Genomic DNA, 21018 nt, shown 5'->3' with positions numbered 1-21018 from the left:
CGCCGCCCATGGGCGCGGCGGCCGAAGGCGCGGTCGGCACGGGCGGCTGCGCGCGCACCGGCGCCACCGGCATGCGCGGCGTGGCGCCCTGCGTGGGCAATTCGAACAGGACCTGTACCGGACGCTCGAACCACTCCGCGGCCAACGCTTCGATCTGGTGGGAGAAGTTCTTGCGCACCCAGTCCAGCTTGAACCGGTTGGGGGCGGCAACGCGCAGCACCGCCTGCGTTTCGTCATACGCAAGCGGGACCAGCGGTCGTATCCACGCGCTGATTTGTTGGGGGGGGAGTTCCTGCTCAAGACGACTGACGCAGGTCTGCCAGAATTCTTTCATGTCGCTCTTATTCAAACCTCGATTCTACCTTGCCTGAGCGCGGGTTATCCACAGGGTAGGGCATGAGCCTGCACAGGGCCGCTGCTTAACTGTTTGACAAGACAGGGAAAACTTGCTGAAATGGTGGGCTTTTCCGAATTCTGTCTGTCAGAAGGTTTCGCAGAAGGCCCAGATTCGCACGGGTAACAGGGTAATGGTTACACTTACCCCGCCCCGACACTGTGCCTTGCTGAATAGGTCGCCCGGGGATTACCCGGACCAGAGCCCCGTCTACAAGCCTGTCTTTGCCAGTGAATCCGCATGTCACGTGCGATTCACAGCGAAACGCTTACTAGATACCCGCTACCGGATTTGCGACCAGGAACCCTCCGGGCAGGTCCCTTCTGACTTTTGTTCTTTTTGTGGATCGTCCATGAAACGCACCTACCAACCTTCCGTTACCCGCCGCAAGCGCACCCATGGTTTCCGCGTGCGCATGAAGACCCGCGCTGGCCGCGCCATCCTGAACGCCCGCCGCGCCAAGGGCCGCAAGCGTCTGGCCGTCTAAGTCTTGCCTTCGCGCAGACGCCAGACCCACGCCTGACCCGCAGTCCATGCCGCGCGCCACGCTTCCGCCGGAGGCGCGGCTGCATCGCCCCTCCGAGTTCGCCGCCGCCCTCAAAGGCCGGCGTCTTGCCCGAGGGGCGTTTTTCGTTGTGAGCGCCGCTTCCAACGATCTGCCCCCCGGCCAGGACGCCTGTGCCCGCCTGGGCCTGGTGATCGCCAAGCGCTTTGCCGCCCACGCCACCACGCGCAACGCCCTCAAGCGGGTCATCCGCGAAGCGTTCCGCCAACGGCGGCTGGGGCTGCCGGCAAAAGATTACGTCGTGCGGCTGCACAGTAAAGTGGCGCCCGCCACGCTCACCGCCCTGAAACAGGCGGCCCGGGCCGAAGCGGACGCTCACTTCGAGCGGATAGCGCGATGAATGGGCCCGCCCCCCGGCAGGCAGACCGCCCGCGACGCGGGCGTTCCGTGGGGGCCGCCATCCTCATTGCCCCGATCCGGTTCTACAGGTTTTTCCTGAGCCCCTGGATCGGCCGGCAGTGCCGCTTCACCCCGACCTGCTCGGCTTACGCGATCGAAGCCATTGATCGCCACGGCCCCTGGCGCGGCTTCTGGCTGATGCTGCGCCGGATCGGCCGTTGCCATCCCTGGTCGCCCGGCGGCTGGGACCCCGTTCCCCCGGCCAAGGGAACCAATGGCGGTGCCTGCTGTTCCCATGGCCACCGCACCGAGCATGATTGACGCTAAACTGGCGGGCTTTGCTGGCCCGTATTCACTTCAGTAGGCACCATGGATATCCGACGAACCGTCCTCTGGATGATTTTCTCCTTCTCGCTGTTGCTCCTTTGGAACAACTGGCAGATCCATAACGGCAAACCGTCGTTGTTCGGGGGCCCCACGCCCACGGCCAGCACGAACGCCAACGGCACGCCGGCCGCCGCGAACAACGCGTCGCCTTCGGTGCCCAACGCCCCGGCCGCCAGCGCCGCGGCCGCGCCTTCCACGGTGCCGGGAGCCGCCACGCCGGCGCCGACGCGCTCGGAAGAGGTGGTCGTCACCACCGACGTGCTGCGCCTGACCTTCGACACGCTGGGCGCCCAACTGGTGCGCGCCGAGCTGCTGAAGTACCCGGCCACCGGCCATCCCGACAAGCCCACCGTGCTGCTCGATCGCTCCGCCGGCCTGAACTACGTGGCCCAGACCGGCGTGGTCGGCGCTCCCAATGGCCAGAGCTTCCCGACCCACCAGACGCCGTTCCGCGTGGTCTCGACCGAGCGCCAGATGACCGGCGACAGCCTGGTGGTGACTTTCGAGGCGGAATCGGGCGGCGTCAAGGTCACCAAGACCTTCACCCTGCATCGCGGCCGCTACGACATCGACGTGCGCCACGACCTGGCCAACGTCGGCAGCGCCCCCGTGACGCCCGCGCTGTACTTGCAGCTCGAGCGCGACGGCAACGACCCGGCCGACACCTCCAGCTTCTATCACACCTTCACCGGCATCGCCGTCTACTCGGAACAGGACAAGTTCCAGAAGATGACCTTCGCCGACATCGAGAAGAAGAAGGCCAACTACATCAAGCAGGCCGATAACGGCTGGATCGCCGTGGTGCAGCACTACTTCGCCACCGCCTGGGTGCCGCCGCAAGGCAAGCCGCGCAACAACGAAGTGCTGGAAGTGCAGAAGAACCTGTACGCCGCCCGCACCATCGAAGCCGTGGGCGATATCGCCCCGGGCGCCTCCGCCCGCGTCGATTCGCATCTGTGGGTCGGTCCGCAGGACCAGAAGGCCATGGCGGCGCTCGCCCCCGGCCTGGAACTGGTGGTGGACTACGGCTGGCTGACCATCATCGCCAAGCCGCTGTTCAAGCTGATGACCTGGCTGCATTCGATCCTGGGCAACTGGGGTTGGACCATCGTCGCCCTGACCGTGCTCATCAAGGCGCTGTTCTACCCCCTGGCCGCCGCCAGCTACCGCTCCATGGCCCGCATGAAGCAGGTCGCCCCGCGCCTGCAGGCCCTGAAGGAAAAGTACGGCGACGACAAACAGAAGCTCAACGCGGCCATGATGGAGATGTACCGCACCGAGAAGATCAACCCGCTGGGCGGCTGCCTGCCGATGGTGGTGCAGATCCCGGTGTTCATCTCGCTGTACTGGGTGCTGCTGGCCAGCGTGGAAATGCGCGGCGCGCCGTGGATCCTGTGGGTGCACGACCTGTCGATCCGCGACCCGTACTTCATTCTGCCCGCCATCATGATGGCCACCATGTTCCTGCAGATCAAGCTGAACCCGACGCCCCCGGACCCCGTCCAGGCCAAGGTCATGATGATCATGCCGCTGGTGTTCGGCGGGATGATGTTCTTCTTCCCGGCCGGCCTGGTGCTCTACTGGTGCGTCAACAACACGCTGTCGATCGCCCAGCAATGGTCCATCACCCGCGCCATGCAGCGCAAGACGGAAGCCGCGGCCAATCGCTGACCTTCTGCTCGCGCAATGAAAAGCCGGCCCTCAGGGGCCGGTTTTTTTTGTCCGTGTTTCAGCGCGATTTGTCGGCGATGCGGGTCAAGTCGCGTTCGTCATAGTTATTTTCAATTGAATTTGGTCAATCAATCAACTTCACACTGCAAACGATGACCCCTATGATGTGTCGGAGATATCCCTCCGGCCGGCAATGATACGGAGCGGTATCCGATCACGTTGCGCGGCCCCTGAGGCGCCGCGCATTCCAGGAATTACGTAGGGAGTGTGTGCCATGACCGACAAGAAGCATCTGACCACCGCCTCGGGCGCCCCGGTGGCCGACAACAACAACACCCTGACCGCCGGCCCGCGCGGCCCGGCGCTGTTGCAGGACTTCTGGCTGATAGAAAAGCTGGCCCATTTCGACCGTGAACGCATTCCCGAACGCGTGGTGCATGCCAAGGGTTCGGGCGCCTATGGCACCTTCACCGTCACCCACGACATCACGCAGTACACCCGCGCCAGCATCTTCTCCAAGGTCGGTAAACAGACCCCGTTGTTCCTGCGCTTCTCGACCGTGGCCGGCGAACGCGGCGCGGCCGACGCCGAGCGCGACGTGCGCGGCTTCGCCATCAAGTTCTACACCGACGAAGGCAACTGGGACCTGGTGGGCAACAACACCCCGGTGTTCTTCATCCGCGACCCGCTCAAATTCCCCGACTTCATCCACACGCAGAAACGCGATCCCAAGACCAACCTGCGCAGCGCCACCGCGGCCTGGGATTTCTGGTCACTCAGCCCCGAATCGCTGCACCAGGTCACCATCCTGATGAGCGATCGCGGCATCCCGGCCAACCTGCGCCAGCAGCATGGCTTCGGCTCGCATACCTTCAGCTTCGTCAACGCCAAGGGTGAACGCTTCTATGTGAAGTTCCACTTCAAGTCGCAGCAGGGCATCGCCTGTCTGACTGACGAGGAAGCGGCGCAAGTGGTGGCCCATGACCGCGAAAGCTCGCAGCGCGACCTGTTCGACAACATCGAGCAAGGCAACTTCCCGAAGTGGACGCTGAAGGTGCAGATCATGCCCGCGGCCGACGCCGAGACCTATCACATCAACCCGTTCGACCTGACCAAGGTCTGGCCGCACGGCGATTACCCGCTGATCGAAGTGGGCGTGCTGGAACTGAACAAGAATCCCGAGAACTACTTCGCCGAGGTCGAGCAGGCCGCCTTCACGCCCGCCAACGTGGTGCCCGGCATCGACTTTTCGCCGGACAAGATGCTGCAGGGCCGGCTGTTCTCTTATGGCGATACGCACCGCTACCGCCTGGGCATCAACCACCACCAGATCCCGGTGAACGCGCCGCGCTGCCCGTTCCACAGCTACCACCGCGACGGCGCGGCGCGCGTGGACGGCAATGCCGGCGGCACGCTCAACTACGAGCCCAACAGCGCCGGCCAGTGGCAGGAAACCCCGTCGGCTGGCGAACCGCCGCTGCCGCTGGACGGCCAGGCCGCCGCGCGCTGGAACCACCGCGTGGACGATGACTACTACTCGCAGCCGGGCGCCTTGTTCCGCCTGATGACGCCAGCGCAACAGGAGCAGTTGTTCGGCAACATCGGCCGCCATATGGCCGGCGTGCCCGAGGAAATCCAGCGCCGCCAGCTGGAGCACTTCCGCAAGGCCGATCCGGCCTATGCCGCGGGCGTGGCCAAGGCGCTGGGCCTGAAGCTGTAGAAGCGGCGTCCCGGCGCGGCCAATACGCCGCGCAACACGCTATGGGCGGCCCCTGGGCCGCCCGTTTTATTGCCGGCTGCGCGTTTTTTTGCCGCTTTTACGGCTTTTTTGCGTCGGTCCCGGTTTTTTCCGCCAGCGTTTTGCTCCGAAAGCCGCTGCAGGCGACTTTTCCACAACTGGGCCGAAAAAAGTTATCCCCATTCATCCACAGGCTATTCACAGGCAATCCACAGGAATCCCACTGGCCTTGTGGATAGCACCGCCCGGGCATGTTGTGGAAAACCCGCTTTCCCCGTATTCAGGTCCGGATCGCACAGCACCGGCCACGGCGGGCGTGGGCGACGCCAGGGCCACGAGCGCCAGCGCCAATGCCACGCCGGCACCGCTGGCGGTGCGAATCAGTCGTTCGCGCAGGTCGGAGGACAGTTGCATGGCATTCCTTGGGGATAGATCGCGACCAGCCGGCCCGGCGCCGCGGCCCGGTCGGATGCATCAGGAAGGACCCATTATGAAAAGCGCGCAACCTATATCAAACGAAGTTCTGGGTGTTTGGACAAAGCCTGGCGTCATATAGAAAAGCCGCCCGGGCGCAGGCGGGCGGCTTGCTGGGGCATTCCTGCCGGACAGGAGGCCGGAATGCCCGGAACACCTTGGAACGGCGTTATTTCTGCACTGGCAGATAGGCCTGAACCAGCTTGACCCAATAGGTCGCGCCCACCGGCAGCAGCGCATCGTTGAAGTCGTAGTTCGGGTTGTGCAACTGGCACGGCCCCATGCCGTGATAAGTCTCCATGCGGTGGTCGCCATCGCCGTTGCCCAGGAACAGGTAGGCGCCCGGAAGCGCCTCCAGGAAGAACGAGAAGTCCTCGGCTCCCATGAAGGGCGGCATGTCGCGCACCACGTTCTCGGCGCCGAAGGTGTCCTCGGCCACCTGCGCGGCAAACGCGGTTTCCTTTTCCCAGTTCACCAGCGGCGGATAGGCGCGCACGAAGTCCAGCGTGCCGGTGCCCCCGTACACCTGCGGCAGGGTGGTGGCGATGCGGCGCATGTCTTGCTCGATCTTGTCGAGCACCTCGACCGAATAGGTGCGCACCGTGCCGCGCAGCACCGCTTCGCCAGGAATCACGTTGTAGGCATCGCCGGCGTGGATCTGCGTGATCGACAGCACCGCCTGCTCCAGCGGATTCTTGCTGCGCGAAATCACCGTCTGCAGCGCATGCACCATGTCGGCGGCGACGATGATCGGGTCGACCGACGCGTGCGGCTGCGCGGCATGGCCGCCTACCCCCTTGATGACGATGTCCCAGCGATTGCTCGACGCCATGGTCGGCCCCGCGCGAAAGCCGAACTGATTGACCGGCATGCCGGGCATATTGTGGATGCCGAACACCGCGTCACAGGGAAACCTGTCGAACAGGCCGTCCTGCATCATCGCGCGCGCGCCGGCGTTGCCGCCTTCCTCGGCCGGCTGGAAGATGAACACCACGGTGCCATCGAAATCGCGATGGGTCGACAGGTACTGCGCCGCGCCCAGCAGCATCGCGGTGTGGCCATCATGGCCGCAACCATGCATGCGGCCGCTGATGGTGGACTTGTGGGCGAAGCGATTGTGCTCGGGCATGGGCAGCGCGTCCATATCGGCGCGCAGGCCGATGGTCTTGCCGCCGCTGCCGGCGCGCAGCACGCCCACCACGCCGGTTTTCCCCAGCCCGGTATGGACTTCCAGTCCCCATTGGCGCAGGCGGTCGGCCACCAGGTTGGACGTGCGCGTTTCCTGGAAGGCCAGTTCGGGATGGGCGTGGATGTCACGGCGCAGCTCGGTCAGTTCACCGTGGGCGCGTTCGATTTCGGCTAGGGTTTTCATGGCGGTGGATAAGCTGAAAGAATAGAGGCGGAAACGAGAGAACGGATGTCGTATGACAGGGTATCGGGAAATTCTCGCGCCCGTCGCCGGCCGCGTCCAGCGCTGTTACCGATTGGCGTCAGCCCGCGTCGTTCAGGTGGCAGGCGCTGAACTGCAGTGGCGCCACCTCGCGCAGCAGCGGCCGTTCGGTCTTGCAACGCGGCATGGCCTGTGGACAACGCGGATGGAACGCACAGCCGCCCGGCGGATCCAGCGGCGACGGCAACTCGCCCTTGATCGGCTGGTAGTTGCGGCGCCCCGGCGTCAGTGTCGGCAATTCCTTGAGCAGCGCCTGCGTGTACGGATGGTTGGCGCGCTGGAACACGATATCGGTCGGCGCCAGCTCGACCACGCGGCCAAGGTACATGATGGCGACGCGATCCGAGATATGACTGACCACACTCAGGTTGTGGCTGATGAACAGATACGTCAGGTCCAGTTCATCGCGCAACTTTTCAAACAGATTCAGCACCTGCGCCTGGATCGACACGTCCAGCGCCGCCACGGCCTCATCGCATACGATCACCGAGGGCTTGAGCGCCAGGGCCCGCGCGATGCCGATGCGCTGGCGCTGGCCGCCCGAGAACTGGTGCGGATAGCGCTGCGCGAAAGTCGGATCGAGTCCCACCTGGCGCATCAGGCCGGCCACGTATTCGCCCTTGTCGCGCGCGCGGATCAGGCCATGCGCCACCGGCGCCTCGCCAATGATCTCGCGCACCCGCATGCGCGGATTGAGCGATGCATACGGATCCTGGAAGATCATCTGCACGCCCAGCTCGTAGGCGCGCCGCTGCGGCGGCGCCATGCCGTGGACCGCATGGCCCTGGTAGCGCACCTCGCCGGCGCTGGGCGGCAGAATCCCCGACACCACCCGCCCCAGCGTCGACTTGCCGCAACCCGACTCCCCGACAATACCGATGACCTCGCCCGGCTGCACGTCCAGGTCCACGCCGGCCACGGCGTGCACCACCTGCGTCTTCAAACCCGCGCCCAGCAGGTTGGCAATGCGGCCGGCCAGGTCAACGTGTTGCGTGAAGCGCAGCTCCACGCCGCGCAGCGACAGGATGGGGGCGGTGGCGTGATCCGTTGTACTCATTGGGCCTCCGGGGCGCCGGCATGCCAGCAACGCACCCATTGCGCCGGGCGCACTTGCACCGGCTGCGGTTCGGCCAGACAGGCATCGCTGGCACGCGGACAGCGTCCGCGAAACGCACAGCCCTGCGGCAGATTGAGCAAGGACGGTGTCATGCCGGGAATCGGCACCAGCGGCCGGCCGCGCGACTGCGGCGTAGGAATCGAGGCGATCAGGCCGTGCGTGTAGGGATGCATCGGATGGCTGATGACATCGTACGTGCTGCCGGTTTCGACCACGCGGCCGGCGTACATCACCGACACGCGGTCGGCCAGGCCCGCCACCACCGCCAGGTCGTGTGTGATCCACACCAGGCCGGTGCCGGTCTCTCGGCACAGCTTCTGTACTTCGAACAGGATCTGGCCTTGGATGGTTACGTCCAGCGCCGTGGTGGGTTCATCGGCAATGATGACGCGCGGCGAATTCAGCAACGCGATCGCAATCGCCACGCGCTGCCGCATGCCACCCGACAACTGGTGCGGATACGCGCGCAGGCGTTCCTGCGGCGACGGGATGCCAACCATCGTCAGCGTCTGCAGCGCGCGGTCACGCGCCTGTTCGCGCGATACCCGATGATGCGCCCGCACCGCCTCGATCATCTGCGTATCGACGCGCAGCACCGGATTCAACGTCATCATCGGATCCTGGAAGATCATGGCGATCTCCTGGCCGCGCAACTGCCGCCAGCGCGCCGGCGATGCGCCGCGCAGGTCCTCGCCGTTCAGGCGCAACTCGCCTTCGACAATGCGGCCGGGTTCATCCAGCAGGCCCATCAACGAGAAACCAGTGATGCTCTTGCCCGAGCCGGATTCACCCACCAGTCCCAGGATCTCGCCCTCGGCCAGCGTCAGGTCGACGCCGTCGACCGCCTTGACCACGCCGTTGCGCGTGAAGAAATGCGTCTTCAACCCCCGCACATCGAGCACGGCGGGGGCGGGCGACTTTTCCACAGCTTGTGTCTGCATCGCGTCCGCCCTCAGTTCGCGTGGCGCGGGTTGAGCACATCGCGCAGATGGTCGCCCACCAGGTTGATGGCGATGATCGCCAGCGCCAGCGCGATGCCAGGGAAGAACGAAATCCAGTACTGCCCCGACAGCAGGTACTCGAAGCCGTTGTAGATCAGCATGCCAAGCGACGGCTCGGTCACCGGCACGCCCACGCCCAGGAACGACAACGTGGCTTCCAGCGCGATGGCATGCGCCAGGTCGATGGTGGCGATCACGATCAGCGGCGGCATGCAATTGGGCAGCACGTGGCGGAACAGCACCCGCCCCCAGGACAGGGACATGCAGCGCGCCGCCTCGACGTATTCCTTGCCACGTTCGACCAGCGCGGCGCCGCGCGCCGCGCGGGCGAAGTAGGCCCACTGCACCACGATCAGCGCGATGATCACCTTGTCCACACCCTTGCCCAATATGGCCAGCAGCATCAGCGCCACCAGGATCGCCGGGAACGACAACTGGATATCCACAACCCGCATCAGCAGGGCATCGATGCGCCCACCGAAATATGCCGCGATCAATCCGACCGTGGCGCCAATGCCGAAAGCCGCCAGCACTGACACGGTGGCCACCAGCAGGCTGGTGCGCATACCGTAGAGAATCGCCGACAACAGGTCGCGCGCCTGCCCGTCGGTGCCCAGCCAGTAGTGCAGGGCGCCGTCGCCGCTTTCGCTGCCGGGCTTGAGCTTGGAATCCATGATGTCCAGCGTGGCCAGGTCGTACGGGTTCTGCGGCGCGATCCATGGCGCCAGCAGCGCGGCGCCGACGATCAGCACCAGCATCACTAGGCCCAGCGTGGCCAGCTTGCTGGCGAAGAAATCGCCCAGGAAGCGGCGCCAGGGCGTCTGTTCCTTGGCGGCAGCGGTCGGCACGGTGGCGGTCGCAGGGGCGGTCATCGGCGGCTATCCAGGCGTACGCGGGGATCCAGCACCGTATAGATGATGTCCACCACGAGGTTCAGCATCACAAGGAAGAACACGATCAGCAGCAGGTACGCCACCACCACCGGCCGGTCCAGGTTGATGATGGAGTCGATCAGCAGCTTGCCCATGCCGGGCCACGAGAACACCGTCTCGGTCACCACCGCGAAGGCCATGACCTGGCCGAACTCCAGGCCCGCGACCGTCACCACGGGAATCAGGATGTTCTTGAGCAGGTGCACGCCCAGCACGCGTTTCTCCGACAGCCCCTTGGCGCGCGCGAACTTGATGTAGTCCATCGGCAGGGCTTCGCGCGTGGCGGCGCGCGTCACGCGGATGATCATGGCGCACTTGGCGAAGGCGATGGTGGTGGCCGGCAGGGCCAGGCTCAGCCAGCCATCCAGGGTCAGCACGCTCAACTGCAGCGAGCCGATGCTGACGGTGTCGCCACGGCCGCCGGCCGGCACCCAGCCCAGCATCACGGCGAACACCATGATGAGCATCAGGCCGACCCAGAAGTTGGGCAGCGAGAACCCCAGCACCGAGCCGGTCATGATGGCGCGCGAGCCGACCGCCTTGGGCTTGAGCCCGGCCAGGATGCCCAGCGGCACGCCGATCAACACCGACAACAGCATGGCGACGCTGGCCAGCTCGACGGTGGCCGGCATGCGCTCGAGGATCAGGCGCATGGCCGGTTCGCCGGTCAGGAAGCTGTTGCCGAAATCGCCGCGCACCGCCTGGCCCATGAAGATCAGGTACTGCCGCCACAGCGGCAGGTCCAGGCCGAGCGAAGCGCGGATGGCCGCGCGCTGGGCCTCGGTGGCTTCCGGACTGGCCAGCATCGACACCGGATCGCCGACCATGTAGATGCCGGCGAACACCAACGCCGACATCACCAGCATGACGACGATGGTTTGCAGCAGCCTTCGTACGATTGTCGCTAGCACGTCATACCGCCCGCTGCGCGCATTACTTCTTCAGCGTTGCAAACTGCGCCAGCGTGACCTGGTCGGGACGGCCCTGGTAGCGGATGTCGTTCTTCATCGCCCATACCGACAGCTCGAAGTGCACCGGCAGCATCGCATAGTCGTCCATGGCCATATTGCTGGCCTTGGACAGCAACTCGGCGCGCTTGGTGTCATCCATGGTGGAGGAAGCCTGCTTGACCAGCTCATCCATCTTCGGGTTGGAATAGCGGCTGCGATTGGTGGTGCCCAGGCCGGCTTCGGGATTGCGCGTCACCAACAGCGAGGTCAGGGCGTTCGACATTTCGCCGCTGGTCACCGACCATCCCGCCAGGTAGGCCGAGAACGCATAGCTGTCGCGGCTCTTGAAGAACACCGGCGGCGACAGGGCATCGACGCTGGTTTTCACGCCGACGCGCGTCCACATCGAGGCGATGGCCTGCGCCACCTTGGAATCATTGACGTAGCGGCCCGACGGCGACCCCAGCGTGATCGAGAAACCGTTGGGATAACCGGCTTCCTTCAGCAAGGCCTTGGCCTTTTCCACATCGGCCTTGGGCGCCTTGGAATGTTCCTTGCTCGATCCGAACATGGGGTAAGGCAGCAGGTTGCCAGCGGGCAGGGCCACGCCGCCCATCACCCGCTGGACCAACGCGTCGCGGTTGATCGCCAGCGACAGCGCCTCGCGCACGCGCTTGTCCTTCAACGGGTTCTTGTCGGTACCCTGGATCCCGGGCGACGGTTCGGCATACTGGTCCAGCGCCACATATATCACGCGCACCGAAGGCGTCTCCTCGACGAACAGCTTCTTGTCGCCCTTGAGCTTGGGCAGATCGTCGGTCGGAGGATCCTCGATCATGTCGACGTCACCGGCCAGCAGGGCCGCCACGCGCGCCGCGGCATTGCTGATCGGGCGGTAGATGACCTTGTCCCAGGTGGGCTTCTTGCCCCAGTAGTTGTCATTGCGCGCCAGCACGAATTCGGCGCCGCGCTTCCATGACACGAACTTGTACGGGCCGGTTCCGACCAGGCCGTCGCCGCTGTTCAGTTCGGTGGTGGTCTTGCCCTCGGGCGCGGGGCCGGACGCGGCCTTCTTCGACATGATCGGCAATTGCGCCAGATTCACCAACAGGTTGGGCGCCACCTCCTTGGTGGTGATGCGCAGCGTCAGCGGATCCACCGCTTCAGTCTTGGCCACCGCGCCCAGGTAGAGCGTGAAAGGCGACGGGCTGTTCGGCACCTTCGGCACGCGATCATAGGTAAAGACCACGTCTTCCGCGGTGAATGGCGAGCCATCGGAGAATTTGACGCCGGGCCGCAGCTTGAAGGTCCATACCTTGCCATCGACGGTCCAGGATTCGGCCAGCGCCGGCACCGGCTTGAGCTGGGCGTCAGTGGCCACCAATGGGTCGAAGATGGTCTGGGAGATCTGCGTATTCGGGGTCAGCGCGTGGTACTGCGGATCCATCGACGACGGCTCGGTCTTGAGCCCGATCACCAGATCGCGCGCCAGCGCCGAATTAAGGGTGCCAAAGGCCAGCAGGACGGCCACCGAGCCACAGGCCAACACACGCGAAAACCGAGATGCCATCATGATCTCCCAGGGATGTTTCGGGTTCTAAACCTCTGGCGCACCTTAACCAGCAAACAAGGCCCTGCGCAACAGTTATATTCCCCTATTGTCCTAGCCTCGCGTTGTCCTTGATATGTCCGCCCACGCCCCCATCGCCGCCATTGCCACCGCCCCCGGAAGAGGGGGCATTGGCGTCGTGCGCATTTCTGGTGCAGACCTGTCCGAACTGGTGCGTCGCCTCTTCCAGCGCGAACTCACGCCGCGTCATGCGCACTACCTGCCGTTCAAGGCGGTCGATGGCGAACGGCTCGACGAGGGCCTCGCGCTGTACTTCAAGGGACCGCATTCCTACACCGGCGAAGACGTGCTAGAACTGCAGGGCCACGGCGGTCCCGCGGTGCTGCGCCGCGTGCTCGACAGCTGCTTGGCGGCGGGCCGCGACCTCGGCCTGCGCCTGGCCGAACCGGGTGAATTCACCCGCCGCGCATTTCTCAATGACCGCATGGATCTGGCGCAAGCCGAGGCCGTCGCCGACCTGATCGAAGCGTCCTCGGTGGCCGCCGCGCGCGGCGCCATGGCGTCGCTATCGGGCGACTTCTCCAATCGCGTCAACGATCTGTCCGACCGCATCGTCCATTTGCGCATGCTGGTCGAGGCCACGCTCGATTTCCCCGAAGAGGAAATCGACTTCCTCGAGAAGTACCAGGCGCGCCCCACGCTGGAAAAGCTGGCCGGGGACCTGGATCATCTCATCGCCCAGGCCCGCCAGGGCGTAATCCTGCGCGAAGGCCTGCACGTGGTGCTGGCCGGGCAGCCCAACGTCGGCAAGTCGAGCCTGCTGAACGCCCTGGCGGGCGACGACGTTGCCATCGTCACGCCGATTGCCGGCACCACGCGCGACAAAGTGGTGCAGCAGATCCATATCGATGGCGTGCCGCTGCATATCGTCGACACCGCCGGTCTGCGCGAAACCGAAGACACCGTCGAGAGCATCGGCATTGCCCGCAGCTGGCAGGAGATCGAACGCGCCGACGTCATCTTGCACCTGCAGGACGCCACCCAGCCGGGCCACGAGCTGGACGCGCAGATCACCGCGCGGCTGCCGCCGCGTACGCCGGTATTGAAGGTCTTCAACAAGGTGGACCTGTTGTCCACAGCCTTTGCCGCCGGCCCCGGCGAACTCGGCATCTCCGCCAAGCGCGGCGCCGGCCTGGACGCGCTGCGCGCCGAACTGCTGCGGATCGCCGGCTGGAACCCGGGCGCCGAATCGCCCTGGCTGGCGCGCGAGCGCCACCTGCATGCGCTGCAGGATGCCGCCGAACACTTGGCGCTGGCGGCCGGACACGCCGAGCAGGACGACCGCGTGCTCGACCTGTTCGCCGAGGAATTGCGGCTGGCGCATGACAGCCTGTCGAGCATCACCGGAAAATTCACCAGCGACGATTTGCTGGGGGAGATCTTTTCCAGTTTTTGCATCGGGAAATAGGCCAATGCGCTGATCGGCCCTTTTACAGAATGGCAGGACGCATTCGCGCTCTGTGCCAATGGTCAGGTCATCGGGAGCGCACCATCAGCTCGAGGGGACAGATAACTTCAACTCAGCGGACATGTTGTAAAGGCGTCTGCCGACTGTTTCACCATGTTGGTCAAACGGCATGACCGTCACGTATATGGGCTCCCCAGTCTCCGGCACAGGCAGTTCTACACGAGTAGATTTCGTTTCGAAGAATGCAATGTTGCGGGGGGGGCGTCTTAAAAAGATGGTCATACATTTCTGGCTTCCAGCCGCCCACAAAGTACTTCTTGACGCTGGCGGAGGCATTGATGTCCTGGTAATTCCAGCCCCTGCTTTTGGTCGCCACAAATATGCGATAACCCAGCAGATCATTGTCCGAATCGAGCGCAGGGAGCCACTCGACGACGAACTTCCCTCCCTTCACGCTCACGTTCTTGAAGTTGGGTGGAGCGGGTTCGTACTTTGGTCCAAAATCGCTGAGCTTCCATCGATTAGTGGTGGTCTTGTAGTAGTTCCACCCATACCACTTGGATTGCGCAGCTTCTTCGGGTGTAGCAGTTTTGTAGTAGTAAGCTGCATCCAGACCCTCCAGCGCTTGCTTGGAGAAGAAGTAATAGGATGGATAGACGGGCGACTCGTCTCCACCCATTCCCGACCCGGGCGAAACCAATCCCGCAAAGTGCGATGGTGATCTGTCTATAAGAAACGGATTATCGGCAAGTTCGGCTACAGAAGGGATGTGCCCGTTGATCAGGACAGGCGGGCCACCAACTAAATCCGCCTCGAAAAGGTGCCACCCTCCATCATAGAAGATCTCCGTGGTGATGTGCGCCTGTGCCTGCACCAGACGGGTTTTATAGCCGGCGGCTTCGAACAGATCAGCGGCGACACGGGCCACACCACCACAACGCATTTCGCCCAGTTTGAGGAGTACGATAGGATCGTACACCGCTTGCTTATCTTCATACATCGGCTGGACATAAGCATTGTGATATGCAGCCTTGTACAGAAAATCCAGGACAGCCAAATGACGTTCGAGGTTGTTCTTGGACTCAGACGTTATCTTTCGAAAGATTCCTTGCAGGGCGATGCGACGATCGATATTACTGAGCTTGGCCTCGACCTTCTCAAGGTACTCAAAAGGATAATCGTACGTTATGTCGATTTGGTCCAGCGGTTTGTTGAGGCGAGCCGGGCTGTATCTGGGATTGAAGAAATCCGTGCCAGCGCGCATGTAGCGGTTAGGATCGAAACGACGCAGGTAATCCTCTGTAGAAGAATAGGCCTGTGCCGCCTCCAGCCCCGTCTTGCCATCAATGGGAGCCGCCTTATAAGCGTAGCCCCCCGCCGCCATAACAATCACCAAGGGCAGCAATACCTTGGACTTTATTTTCCTCAACAAACCCTGCATCTCCGTAATTAACACGTGCAAATCTAACTACAGATAGCATACGCATCTGATTTTCATGTTGTTAATTTGAAATGCACTGTGACAGTTCTTTTGCTCCGTAGGTTGATTGAACCCAGGCCTCACGAGGAAAAGAATATCATTTTTTTAAATGAGATTGGCTTTTATTCATATGACACAAACCTGTGTCCACGCGCGGTACCTACTATTTCTCTTGCGCCGGCAGGAAGACTTCTTCTGCATAATTTATGCAAGCTTCCACTCACTATTCTGCTCACGCCTTTTCTCGCGAATTCTGTCTATCAGGCATCGCGAGGCCTATCCGATGGCAACACCGGCGCGGCCTTCAGCGTCTCGCGCGCGATGCGATTGCTGGCCAGTGATTTCGCATACACCGAATCCGGCCGAATGCGCTGCGCAATCACGAACCCCGTTATGCACGCCAGCATCAACGGCAACATCACCTCGTAGCTCAACGTCATCTCGAAGATCATCAGGATCGACATCAACGGCGCATGGGTCGTGGCCGCCAGCAGCGCCCCCATGCCCACGACCGCGTAGCTCGACACCGCCGACAGGTCCGCGGCCGGGAACAGCGCATGCAGGCCGGCACCATACAAGGCCCCGACCGCCGCGCCCACAAACAAGGTGGGCGTGAACACCCCGCCGATTGCCCCCGACCCCACGCTGGCGCCGGTGGCCAGGATCTTGAACAGCAGAATCGCGGCCACCGCCTGCCAGGCCCATTCCGTATGCAGCATGCTGTTGACCACGCTGTAGCCATTGCCCCAGACCTCGGGCTTGAACACCGACAGGGCGCCAACCACGAGGCCGCCAATCGCCATCTTGGTCCACAACGGCAGCGAAAAGCGGCGGAACAACGCCTTGCATGCGTCGAGAAACCGCAGGAATTGCGGCGCCACCATGCCCGCGATCAGGCCCAGTCCCAGGTAATTGGCGACTTCCCAGCCGGAAACGAAATCGAACGGCGGCATATGAAAGACCGCGTCGTAGTGCAGGATCTGGCGCGTCACGATATTGGCCACCACCGACGACACCACCAGGGGCACCAATGTGGCCGAGGAAATCGCGCCATAGACAATCTCGGAGATGAACAATGCGCCGGCGATCGGCGCGTTGTAGGCCGCGGTGATCCCCGCGGTTGCGCCGCAGGCCACCAACAATCGCAAATGCCGCGGCGGCAGCACCAGGTAACGGCCGGACAGCGACGAGAACATCGCCGCCAGTTGCACCATCGGCCCTTCGCGGCCGATCGAAGCGCCCGAACTAATTGAAAACAAAGAAGAAATGCTGCGCGCCACCGTCTGCCGGAAACCGATCACGCCGCGCCCGATGGCAATGGCTTCCATATAGTCGGCAGCGCCGCGCGGCGGCAGTCGCTTGGCGGCCAACTGCAGGAGCAGTCCGGCGATCGCTCCGCCGACACCCGGCAGCAGGAATCGCTCCCAGGGCGCCAGCCCGCGCGCCAGGGACACCATGCCATGGGGCGAATCGGCGCCGCCCAGCAGCATCTGGCTCCATCCCAGCAGTTCCCGAAAAATCACGGTCGCCAGCGCGCCAGCCAGCCCCATCAGGGCGGCCACGCAGAGCGTTGTGGGCAAATTGTCGGCCAGCAAGCGGCCTCTCAGCCAGGTCACCCAGGCCGGTTTCTTAATTCTGAGTTGTCGTGCCATGGGCGGATTCTACGGCGGAAACCTGCTCACTTTTTGTTCAGCCGAACGTCAACCGGACGAGGACGGCACCCCCCGCATGCGCGATTCCCGCAGCGCCTCCAGACCCCTCTACGGCCTCGGAAAGGGGCAAAAACAAGGGTAGGCAAGTCGCGTTTTTTCGCGGTAAAAGGGCCCCTGCCGATCCCGGTTTGGCAAGAAGGGCCTGTGGATAACTCCTAAGGCGGCAGGTTGTGCACATTGTGTGGAGGCAAGTTGAACAAGCGGGGCTTTTGGACCGGCCCCGAAATCTTGTCCAACTTCGGCTCTTTTCCCACACAGAGTTCTTGCACAGCCAAAAACGGCCGCAAGTCGATGAAAAAAAACAGGTTTTCAAGGTTAAGGTAGTTATCCACAGGCCTTATTAATCATTAGTCTTTATATAAAGAGAAATACAGGGAAAAGACAAACATGCTTTCTCCTACCTCCCAGCCACACCCCCCCGGACTCCGTCCATGCGCATCCTCCTGATAGAAGACGAAGCTGAACTTGCCCGCTGGCTTTCGCGCAGCCTGGCCCGCCATGCCGGCTTTGTGGTCGAATGGGCCGATGACGGACTGGTCGCCGAAAGAAGATTGGCAATCGAAGAATTCGATGCGGTCATCCTTGACCTGGGACTTCCCGGCATGGATGGCCATACCTTGCTGGCGAAGATTCGCGCGCGCGACGACCGTACGCCGGTGCTGGTCCTGACCGCGCGCGATTCACTGGCCGAAAAAATCGGGACACTTCATGAAGGCGCGGACGATTTCCTGCCAAAACCCTTCGTCATGGAAGAGTTGGAGGCGCGCCTGATGGCGTTGGTACGCCGTAGCCGGGGCCGTGAACATCCGCGGCTGACCCTGGGAAACCTGGTTTTTGATACGGCCGCACAAAAATTCACGGTCTCTGGACAGACTTTGCAGTTATCCCCACGTGAACACGCGGTCCTGCGAGTGCTGATCCAGAAAAGTGGCGAACCCATCAACAAGCAGCAAATCCTGGATCGCATCGTGACGGACGATGCCGATATCAACCTGGAGGCCATCGAGGTGCTGGTGCACCGGTTGCGCAAAAAATTGGCGGACACCGGCGTGCAGATCACCACCATGCGGGGCATGGGTTACTGCCTGGAGAACGCTGTTGACAACTAGTTTTCCGGAAAAAACCCCGGTTTCCAGGAAAAAAAAACGCAACCGCACCTTGAAGACGCAGTTGCTGTGGTGGCTGATTCCGACGCTGGTTCTGGTGATGATGGGCGCCCTGTGGTTGTCCAACCACCAACTGCGCAACCAGGTCGACATGGCCTACGACCGCTCGCTTGCCGGCGCGCTGCGCGCGATCGACCACAACATATCCACAGCCAGCGGTGGATTAGCCATGGAGCAGCCGTACCTGATGCTGGAATTCTTCGAGCTGACGGCCAATGGCAGCGTGTTCTACCGGGTCGCCACCGAGGATGGGCTGGCCGAAATCGGCCATCCCGGGCTGCCCATGCCGGCCCAGCCGCTGGTCTCGGGCGAGCCGCAGTTTTTCTACGCCACCTACCAGGGCGCGCCGGTACGGGTTGCGGCCCTGGCCCGGGCCATGGATCCCCCGCTATACGCGAACAAAGGGGGACGGGTTATCGTCCAGGTCGCCGAGGGTCTGGAAAGCCGCCAGGCCTTCCTGCACCTGGTGCTGCTGCGCTCGGTCGAGCGCGATCTGGCCGTGATCCTGATCAGCGTGCTGGTGATCGTCCTGGGGGTTTTCATGGCCCTGCGTCCCCTCGAGCGGCTGCGCCAGGAAGTGGAAGGGCGTTCCGCGGACGATTTAAGCCCCGTCAGCGCGTCCGAGATGCCTGGTGAGGTCCTACCCCTGGTCGCCGCCGTAAACCTCCACATGGCCCGCTACGCGGCCCAGGCGAGGGTCCAGAGCCAGTTCCTGGACGACGCCTCGCACCAATTGCGCACGCCATTGTCGGTTTTGCGGACCCAGACCGCCTATGCCTTGCGCGAAACATGCCCCCAGGAGGTCCGTACAGCCCTTCTGGCGATGCAGGAGGGCTTGGACAGGGCGGTACGCACCACCAACCAGATGCTGGCCCTGGCGCGCGCAAAAGACGCTTCGCTGGCCGAAGGCGGCCTGGCGGCCGAGCCGGTCGACCTGGCAGACCTGGCCGATGGGGTCATCCGCAGCCTGCTGCCCACCGCCCGCGCGCGGCAGATCGACATCGGCCTGGACGCCGGCGATGACCCGGTCGTGGTCCCGGGCGTCGACTGGCAGTTGCGCGAGGCGCTCAGCAATCTGGTCGACAACGCCATCCGTTACACCGCCCCCGGTGGTGTGGTCACCGTGGAGGTGCGGGCCGCTGACGGCCAGGCCTGGCTGGCGGTGGAGGACAGCGGGCCGGGCATGTCGGTCGAGGATATCGCCCGGGCCGGCATCCGCTTTCGCCGGGGGGCCGCCGGCAAGAACAAGCCTGGCGCCGGCCTCGGGCTGGCCATCGTCGGTACCATTGCCGAACTGCTGGGCGCCCGGCTCGTGCTGGAAAACCGCGTGCCCCTGCCGGGCTTGCGCGCCGCGCTGGTGTTTTCCCTGGAAACGTCAGCGGATGCTGCGCCGCATCAAAAAAATAGCGGTTTTTGAAAGGGTTTGGAAAGCTTCGATTTTGTACGGTTACGTCCGCAAGGCCTGGATCGGGTGGCATACCCTGATCGCCAGCCCTGCCTAGACCTATAAATTCGGAGACGCAAGAATGCAGACCAGCCTCAAGCTGCGCCTGGCCGCTGTCGCGGCGCTCGGCGCGATCACCCTGTCCCTGGGCGCCGCCCATGCCGCCGATGAACCGCGCCGGCCGGAATGCATCGCGCCGGCCCAGCCTGGTGGCGGTTTCGACCTGACCTGCCGCCTGGCCACGGAGGGCCTGAAGCAGAGCGGGGCGCTCAAGAGCGCCATGCGCATCGTCTATATGCCCGGCGGCATTGGCGCCGTGGCCTACAACAACATCGTGGCGCAGCATCCCAACGAGCCCGGCACCATCGTCGCGTTCTCGGGCGGATCGCTGTTGAATCTGGCGCAGGGCAAATTCGGCAAATACAACGTCAACGACGTGCGCTGGCTGGCCGCCATCGGCACCGACTATGGCGTGGCGGTGGTGCGCAATGATTCGCCGTACACCGACCTGAAGGGCCTGATGGAAGCCTTCAAGCAGGATCCGACCAAGATCGTGCTGGGTGCTGGCGGCACCGTCGGCAGCCAGGACTGGATGAAGGCCGCGCTGACCGCCAAGGCGGCAGGCGTGGACTTCAAGAAGATGCGCTTCGTTGCCTTCGAAGGCGGCGGCGAGGCCGTGACGGCGCTGCGCGGTGGCCATATCCAGGCTTATATGGGCGATGCCGCCGAGGCCTTCACCATGCTCGAGGGCGGCGCTCCCATCCGGGTGCTGGCGGTGTTCAACGACCAACGCCTGCCGGGCAAGCTGGGCACCGTGCCGACTGCGAAGGAACAGGGTTACGACATCGTCTGGCCCATCATTCGCGGGTTCTACGTCGGTCCCAAGGTGTCGGACGCCGATTACCAGTTCTGGGTCGACGCCTTCAACCGCGTCGGCGCCGCGCCCGAGTTCGCCAAGTTGCGCGAGCAGCAGGGCCTGTTCCCCTTCAACAAGACCGGCCCGGAGCTGGACGCCTACGTGAAGGATCAGGTCAAGAAGTACGCCGAATTGGCCGATAGCTTCGGCCTGATCAAGAAATAAGCCGCGAGGCTTGCCTTCCGATCGCGCGGGCGTGCCCGCATCCCGCGCCGCCGGCCGCTGCCGGCGGCCAGGACAGGCG

The 21018-nt window shown here is 63.6% G+C and carries 19 protein-coding genes; 9 read left to right on the top strand and 10 right to left on the bottom strand.

Annotated elements, in window-relative coordinates:
• The coding region (locus HV701_RS12075; protein ID WP_276529848.1) for a DnaA N-terminal domain-containing protein at positions 1–334 on the bottom strand (334 nt) is incomplete at its 3' end.
• 412 nt (positions 335–746) lie between these two features.
• On the opposite strand from HV701_RS12075, the gene rpmH reads away from it, so the two are divergent.
• From rpmH to HV701_RS12050, 5 genes are all read left to right on the top strand, one after another.
• Positions 747–881, top strand: a complete 135-nt coding sequence (rpmH, locus tag HV701_RS12070; protein ID WP_003816025.1) for a 50S ribosomal protein L34 — start codon at positions 747–749, stop codon at positions 879–881.
• Positions 882–927: 46 nt separating this feature from the next.
• Entirely contained in the window at positions 928–1299 is a 372-nt protein-coding gene (locus tag HV701_RS12065) for a ribonuclease P protein component (RefSeq protein WP_175133260.1), read from the top strand.
• Positions 1296–1619, top strand: a complete 324-nt coding sequence (gene yidD / locus HV701_RS12060) for a membrane protein insertion efficiency factor YidD (RefSeq protein WP_420867814.1) — start codon at positions 1296–1298, stop codon at positions 1617–1619. Before HV701_RS12065 ends, yidD begins: the two co-directional genes overlap by 4 nt.
• Positions 1620–1667: 48 nt before the next feature.
• Complete coding sequence (gene yidC, locus HV701_RS12055; protein ID WP_175133258.1) at positions 1668–3356, top strand: membrane protein insertase YidC; 1689 nt, start codon at positions 1668–1670, stop codon at positions 3354–3356.
• Between the two features lie 274 nt (positions 3357–3630).
• Positions 3631–5076 carry a catalase gene (locus tag HV701_RS12050; RefSeq protein ID WP_175133257.1) on the top strand — a complete coding sequence of 482 codons (1446 nt, stop codon included), beginning with the start codon at positions 3631–3633 and terminating at the stop codon, positions 5074–5076.
• Positions 5077–5292: 216 nt separating this feature from the next.
• Here the strand turns inward: HV701_RS12050 and HV701_RS12045 are convergent, their stop codons facing one another.
• The 7 genes from HV701_RS12045 to HV701_RS12015 form a co-directional block, all read right to left on the bottom strand.
• On the bottom strand, positions 5293–5508 hold the full coding sequence (locus HV701_RS12045) for a hypothetical protein (RefSeq protein ID WP_175133162.1): 216 nt from the start codon (positions 5506–5508) through the stop codon (positions 5293–5295).
• Positions 5509–5737: 229 nt separating this feature from the next.
• Positions 5738–6940: a M20 aminoacylase family protein gene (locus tag HV701_RS12040; RefSeq protein WP_175133256.1), complete on the bottom strand. Its 1203-nt coding sequence runs from the start codon at positions 6938–6940 to the stop codon at positions 5738–5740.
• Between the two features lie 118 nt (positions 6941–7058).
• Entirely contained in the window at positions 7059–8075 is a 1017-nt protein-coding gene (locus HV701_RS12035; RefSeq protein ID WP_175133255.1) for an ABC transporter ATP-binding protein, read from the bottom strand.
• Positions 8072–9076: an ABC transporter ATP-binding protein gene (locus HV701_RS12030; RefSeq protein ID WP_175133254.1), complete on the bottom strand. Its 1005-nt coding sequence runs from the start codon at positions 9074–9076 to the stop codon at positions 8072–8074. Before HV701_RS12030 ends, HV701_RS12035 begins: the two co-directional genes overlap by 4 nt.
• Positions 9077–9087: 11 nt before the next feature.
• Positions 9088–10008 (bottom strand): ABC transporter permease, encoded by a 921-nt coding sequence (locus HV701_RS12025; RefSeq protein ID WP_175133253.1) that lies wholly within the window; start codon positions 10006–10008, stop codon positions 9088–9090.
• The gene (locus HV701_RS12020; protein WP_175133252.1) at positions 10005–10979 is read right to left on the bottom strand and encodes an ABC transporter permease; all 975 of its coding nucleotides are present in this window, start codon (positions 10977–10979) and stop codon (positions 10005–10007) included. The genes HV701_RS12025 and HV701_RS12020 overlap by 4 nt, the downstream gene beginning before the upstream one ends.
• Before the next feature lie 22 nt (positions 10980–11001).
• Entirely contained in the window at positions 11002–12588 is a 1587-nt protein-coding gene (locus tag HV701_RS12015) for an ABC transporter substrate-binding protein (RefSeq protein ID WP_175133268.1), read from the bottom strand.
• A 115-nt stretch (positions 12589–12703) separates the two neighbouring features.
• Between HV701_RS12015 and mnmE the strand changes: the two genes are divergently transcribed.
• Positions 12704–14056, top strand: coding sequence for a tRNA uridine-5-carboxymethylaminomethyl(34) synthesis GTPase MnmE (gene mnmE, locus HV701_RS12010; protein ID WP_175133251.1), 1353 nt, complete (start codon positions 12704–12706; stop codon positions 14054–14056).
• A gap of 160 nt (positions 14057–14216) precedes the next feature.
• Here the strand turns inward: mnmE and HV701_RS12005 are convergent, their stop codons facing one another.
• Both HV701_RS12005 and HV701_RS12000 read right to left on the bottom strand, forming a co-directional pair.
• Positions 14217–15512 (bottom strand): hypothetical protein, encoded by a 1296-nt coding sequence (locus HV701_RS12005; protein WP_175133250.1) that lies wholly within the window; start codon positions 15510–15512, stop codon positions 14217–14219.
• Positions 15513–15796: 284 nt separating this feature from the next.
• Positions 15797–17188 (bottom strand): ClcB-like voltage-gated chloride channel protein, encoded by a 1392-nt coding sequence (locus HV701_RS12000; protein WP_175133249.1) that lies wholly within the window; start codon positions 17186–17188, stop codon positions 15797–15799.
• 491 nt (positions 17189–17679) lie between these two features.
• Here HV701_RS12000 and HV701_RS11995 point away from each other — a divergent pair, with 491 nt between their 5' ends.
• The 3 genes from HV701_RS11995 to HV701_RS11985 all read left to right on the top strand — a co-directional run bounded on the left by HV701_RS11995 (position 17680) and on the right by HV701_RS11985 (position 20939).
• A complete protein-coding gene (locus HV701_RS11995) occupies positions 17680–18357 on the top strand; it encodes a response regulator (RefSeq protein ID WP_175133248.1) in 678 nt (225 codons plus the stop codon).
• A gap of 97 nt (positions 18358–18454) precedes the next feature.
• A complete protein-coding gene (locus tag HV701_RS11990; RefSeq protein ID WP_254595162.1) occupies positions 18455–19831 on the top strand; it encodes a sensor histidine kinase in 1377 nt (458 codons plus the stop codon).
• A 109-nt stretch (positions 19832–19940) separates the two neighbouring features.
• Positions 19941–20939: a Bug family tripartite tricarboxylate transporter substrate binding protein gene (locus HV701_RS11985; RefSeq protein ID WP_175133246.1), complete on the top strand. Its 999-nt coding sequence runs from the start codon at positions 19941–19943 to the stop codon at positions 20937–20939.
• Positions 20940–21018 lie beyond the last annotated feature (79 nt).

The sequence above is a fragment of the Achromobacter pulmonis genome (assembly GCF_902859765.1).
GTDB lineage: Bacteria > Pseudomonadota > Gammaproteobacteria > Burkholderiales > Burkholderiaceae_B > Achromobacter > Achromobacter pulmonis.
This window is presented reverse-complemented; position numbering and strand designations above follow the sequence as displayed.

What these genes read in the sequence shown, in the direction of transcription:
- rpmH (WP_003816025.1), top strand. Translation starts at nt 747, where the DNA reads ATGAAACGCACCTACCAACCTTCCGTTACCCGCCGCAAGCGCACCCAT.
- HV701_RS12065 (WP_175133260.1), top strand. Translation starts at nt 928, where the DNA reads ATGCCGCGCGCCACGCTTCCGCCGGAGGCGCGGCTGCATCGCCCCTCC.
- yidD (WP_420867814.1), top strand. Translation starts at nt 1,296, where the DNA reads ATGAATGGGCCCGCCCCCCGGCAGGCAGACCGCCCGCGACGCGGGCGT.
- yidC (WP_175133258.1), top strand. Translation starts at nt 1,668, where the DNA reads ATGGATATCCGACGAACCGTCCTCTGGATGATTTTCTCCTTCTCGCTG.
- HV701_RS12050 (WP_175133257.1), top strand. Translation starts at nt 3,631, where the DNA reads ATGACCGACAAGAAGCATCTGACCACCGCCTCGGGCGCCCCGGTGGCC.
- HV701_RS12045 (WP_175133162.1), bottom strand. Translation starts at nt 5,508, where the DNA reads ATGCAACTGTCCTCCGACCTGCGCGAACGACTGATTCGCACCGCCAGC.
- HV701_RS12040 (WP_175133256.1), bottom strand. Translation starts at nt 6,940, where the DNA reads ATGAAAACCCTAGCCGAAATCGAACGCGCCCACGGTGAACTGACCGAG.
- HV701_RS12035 (WP_175133255.1), bottom strand. Translation starts at nt 8,075, where the DNA reads ATGAGTACAACGGATCACGCCACCGCCCCCATCCTGTCGCTGCGCGGC.
- HV701_RS12030 (WP_175133254.1), bottom strand. Translation starts at nt 9,076, where the DNA reads ATGCAGACACAAGCTGTGGAAAAGTCGCCCGCCCCCGCCGTGCTCGAT.
- HV701_RS12025 (WP_175133253.1), bottom strand. Translation starts at nt 10,008, where the DNA reads ATGACCGCCCCTGCGACCGCCACCGTGCCGACCGCTGCCGCCAAGGAA.
- HV701_RS12015 (WP_175133268.1), bottom strand. Translation starts at nt 12,588, where the DNA reads ATGGCATCTCGGTTTTCGCGTGTGTTGGCCTGTGGCTCGGTGGCCGTC.
- mnmE (WP_175133251.1), top strand. Translation starts at nt 12,704, where the DNA reads ATGTCCGCCCACGCCCCCATCGCCGCCATTGCCACCGCCCCCGGAAGA.
- HV701_RS12000 (WP_175133249.1), bottom strand. Translation starts at nt 17,188, where the DNA reads ATGGCACGACAACTCAGAATTAAGAAACCGGCCTGGGTGACCTGGCTG.
- HV701_RS11995 (WP_175133248.1), top strand. Translation starts at nt 17,680, where the DNA reads ATGCGCATCCTCCTGATAGAAGACGAAGCTGAACTTGCCCGCTGGCTT.
- HV701_RS11990 (WP_254595162.1), top strand. Translation starts at nt 18,455, where the DNA reads ATGATGGGCGCCCTGTGGTTGTCCAACCACCAACTGCGCAACCAGGTC.
- HV701_RS11985 (WP_175133246.1), top strand. Translation starts at nt 19,941, where the DNA reads ATGCAGACCAGCCTCAAGCTGCGCCTGGCCGCTGTCGCGGCGCTCGGC.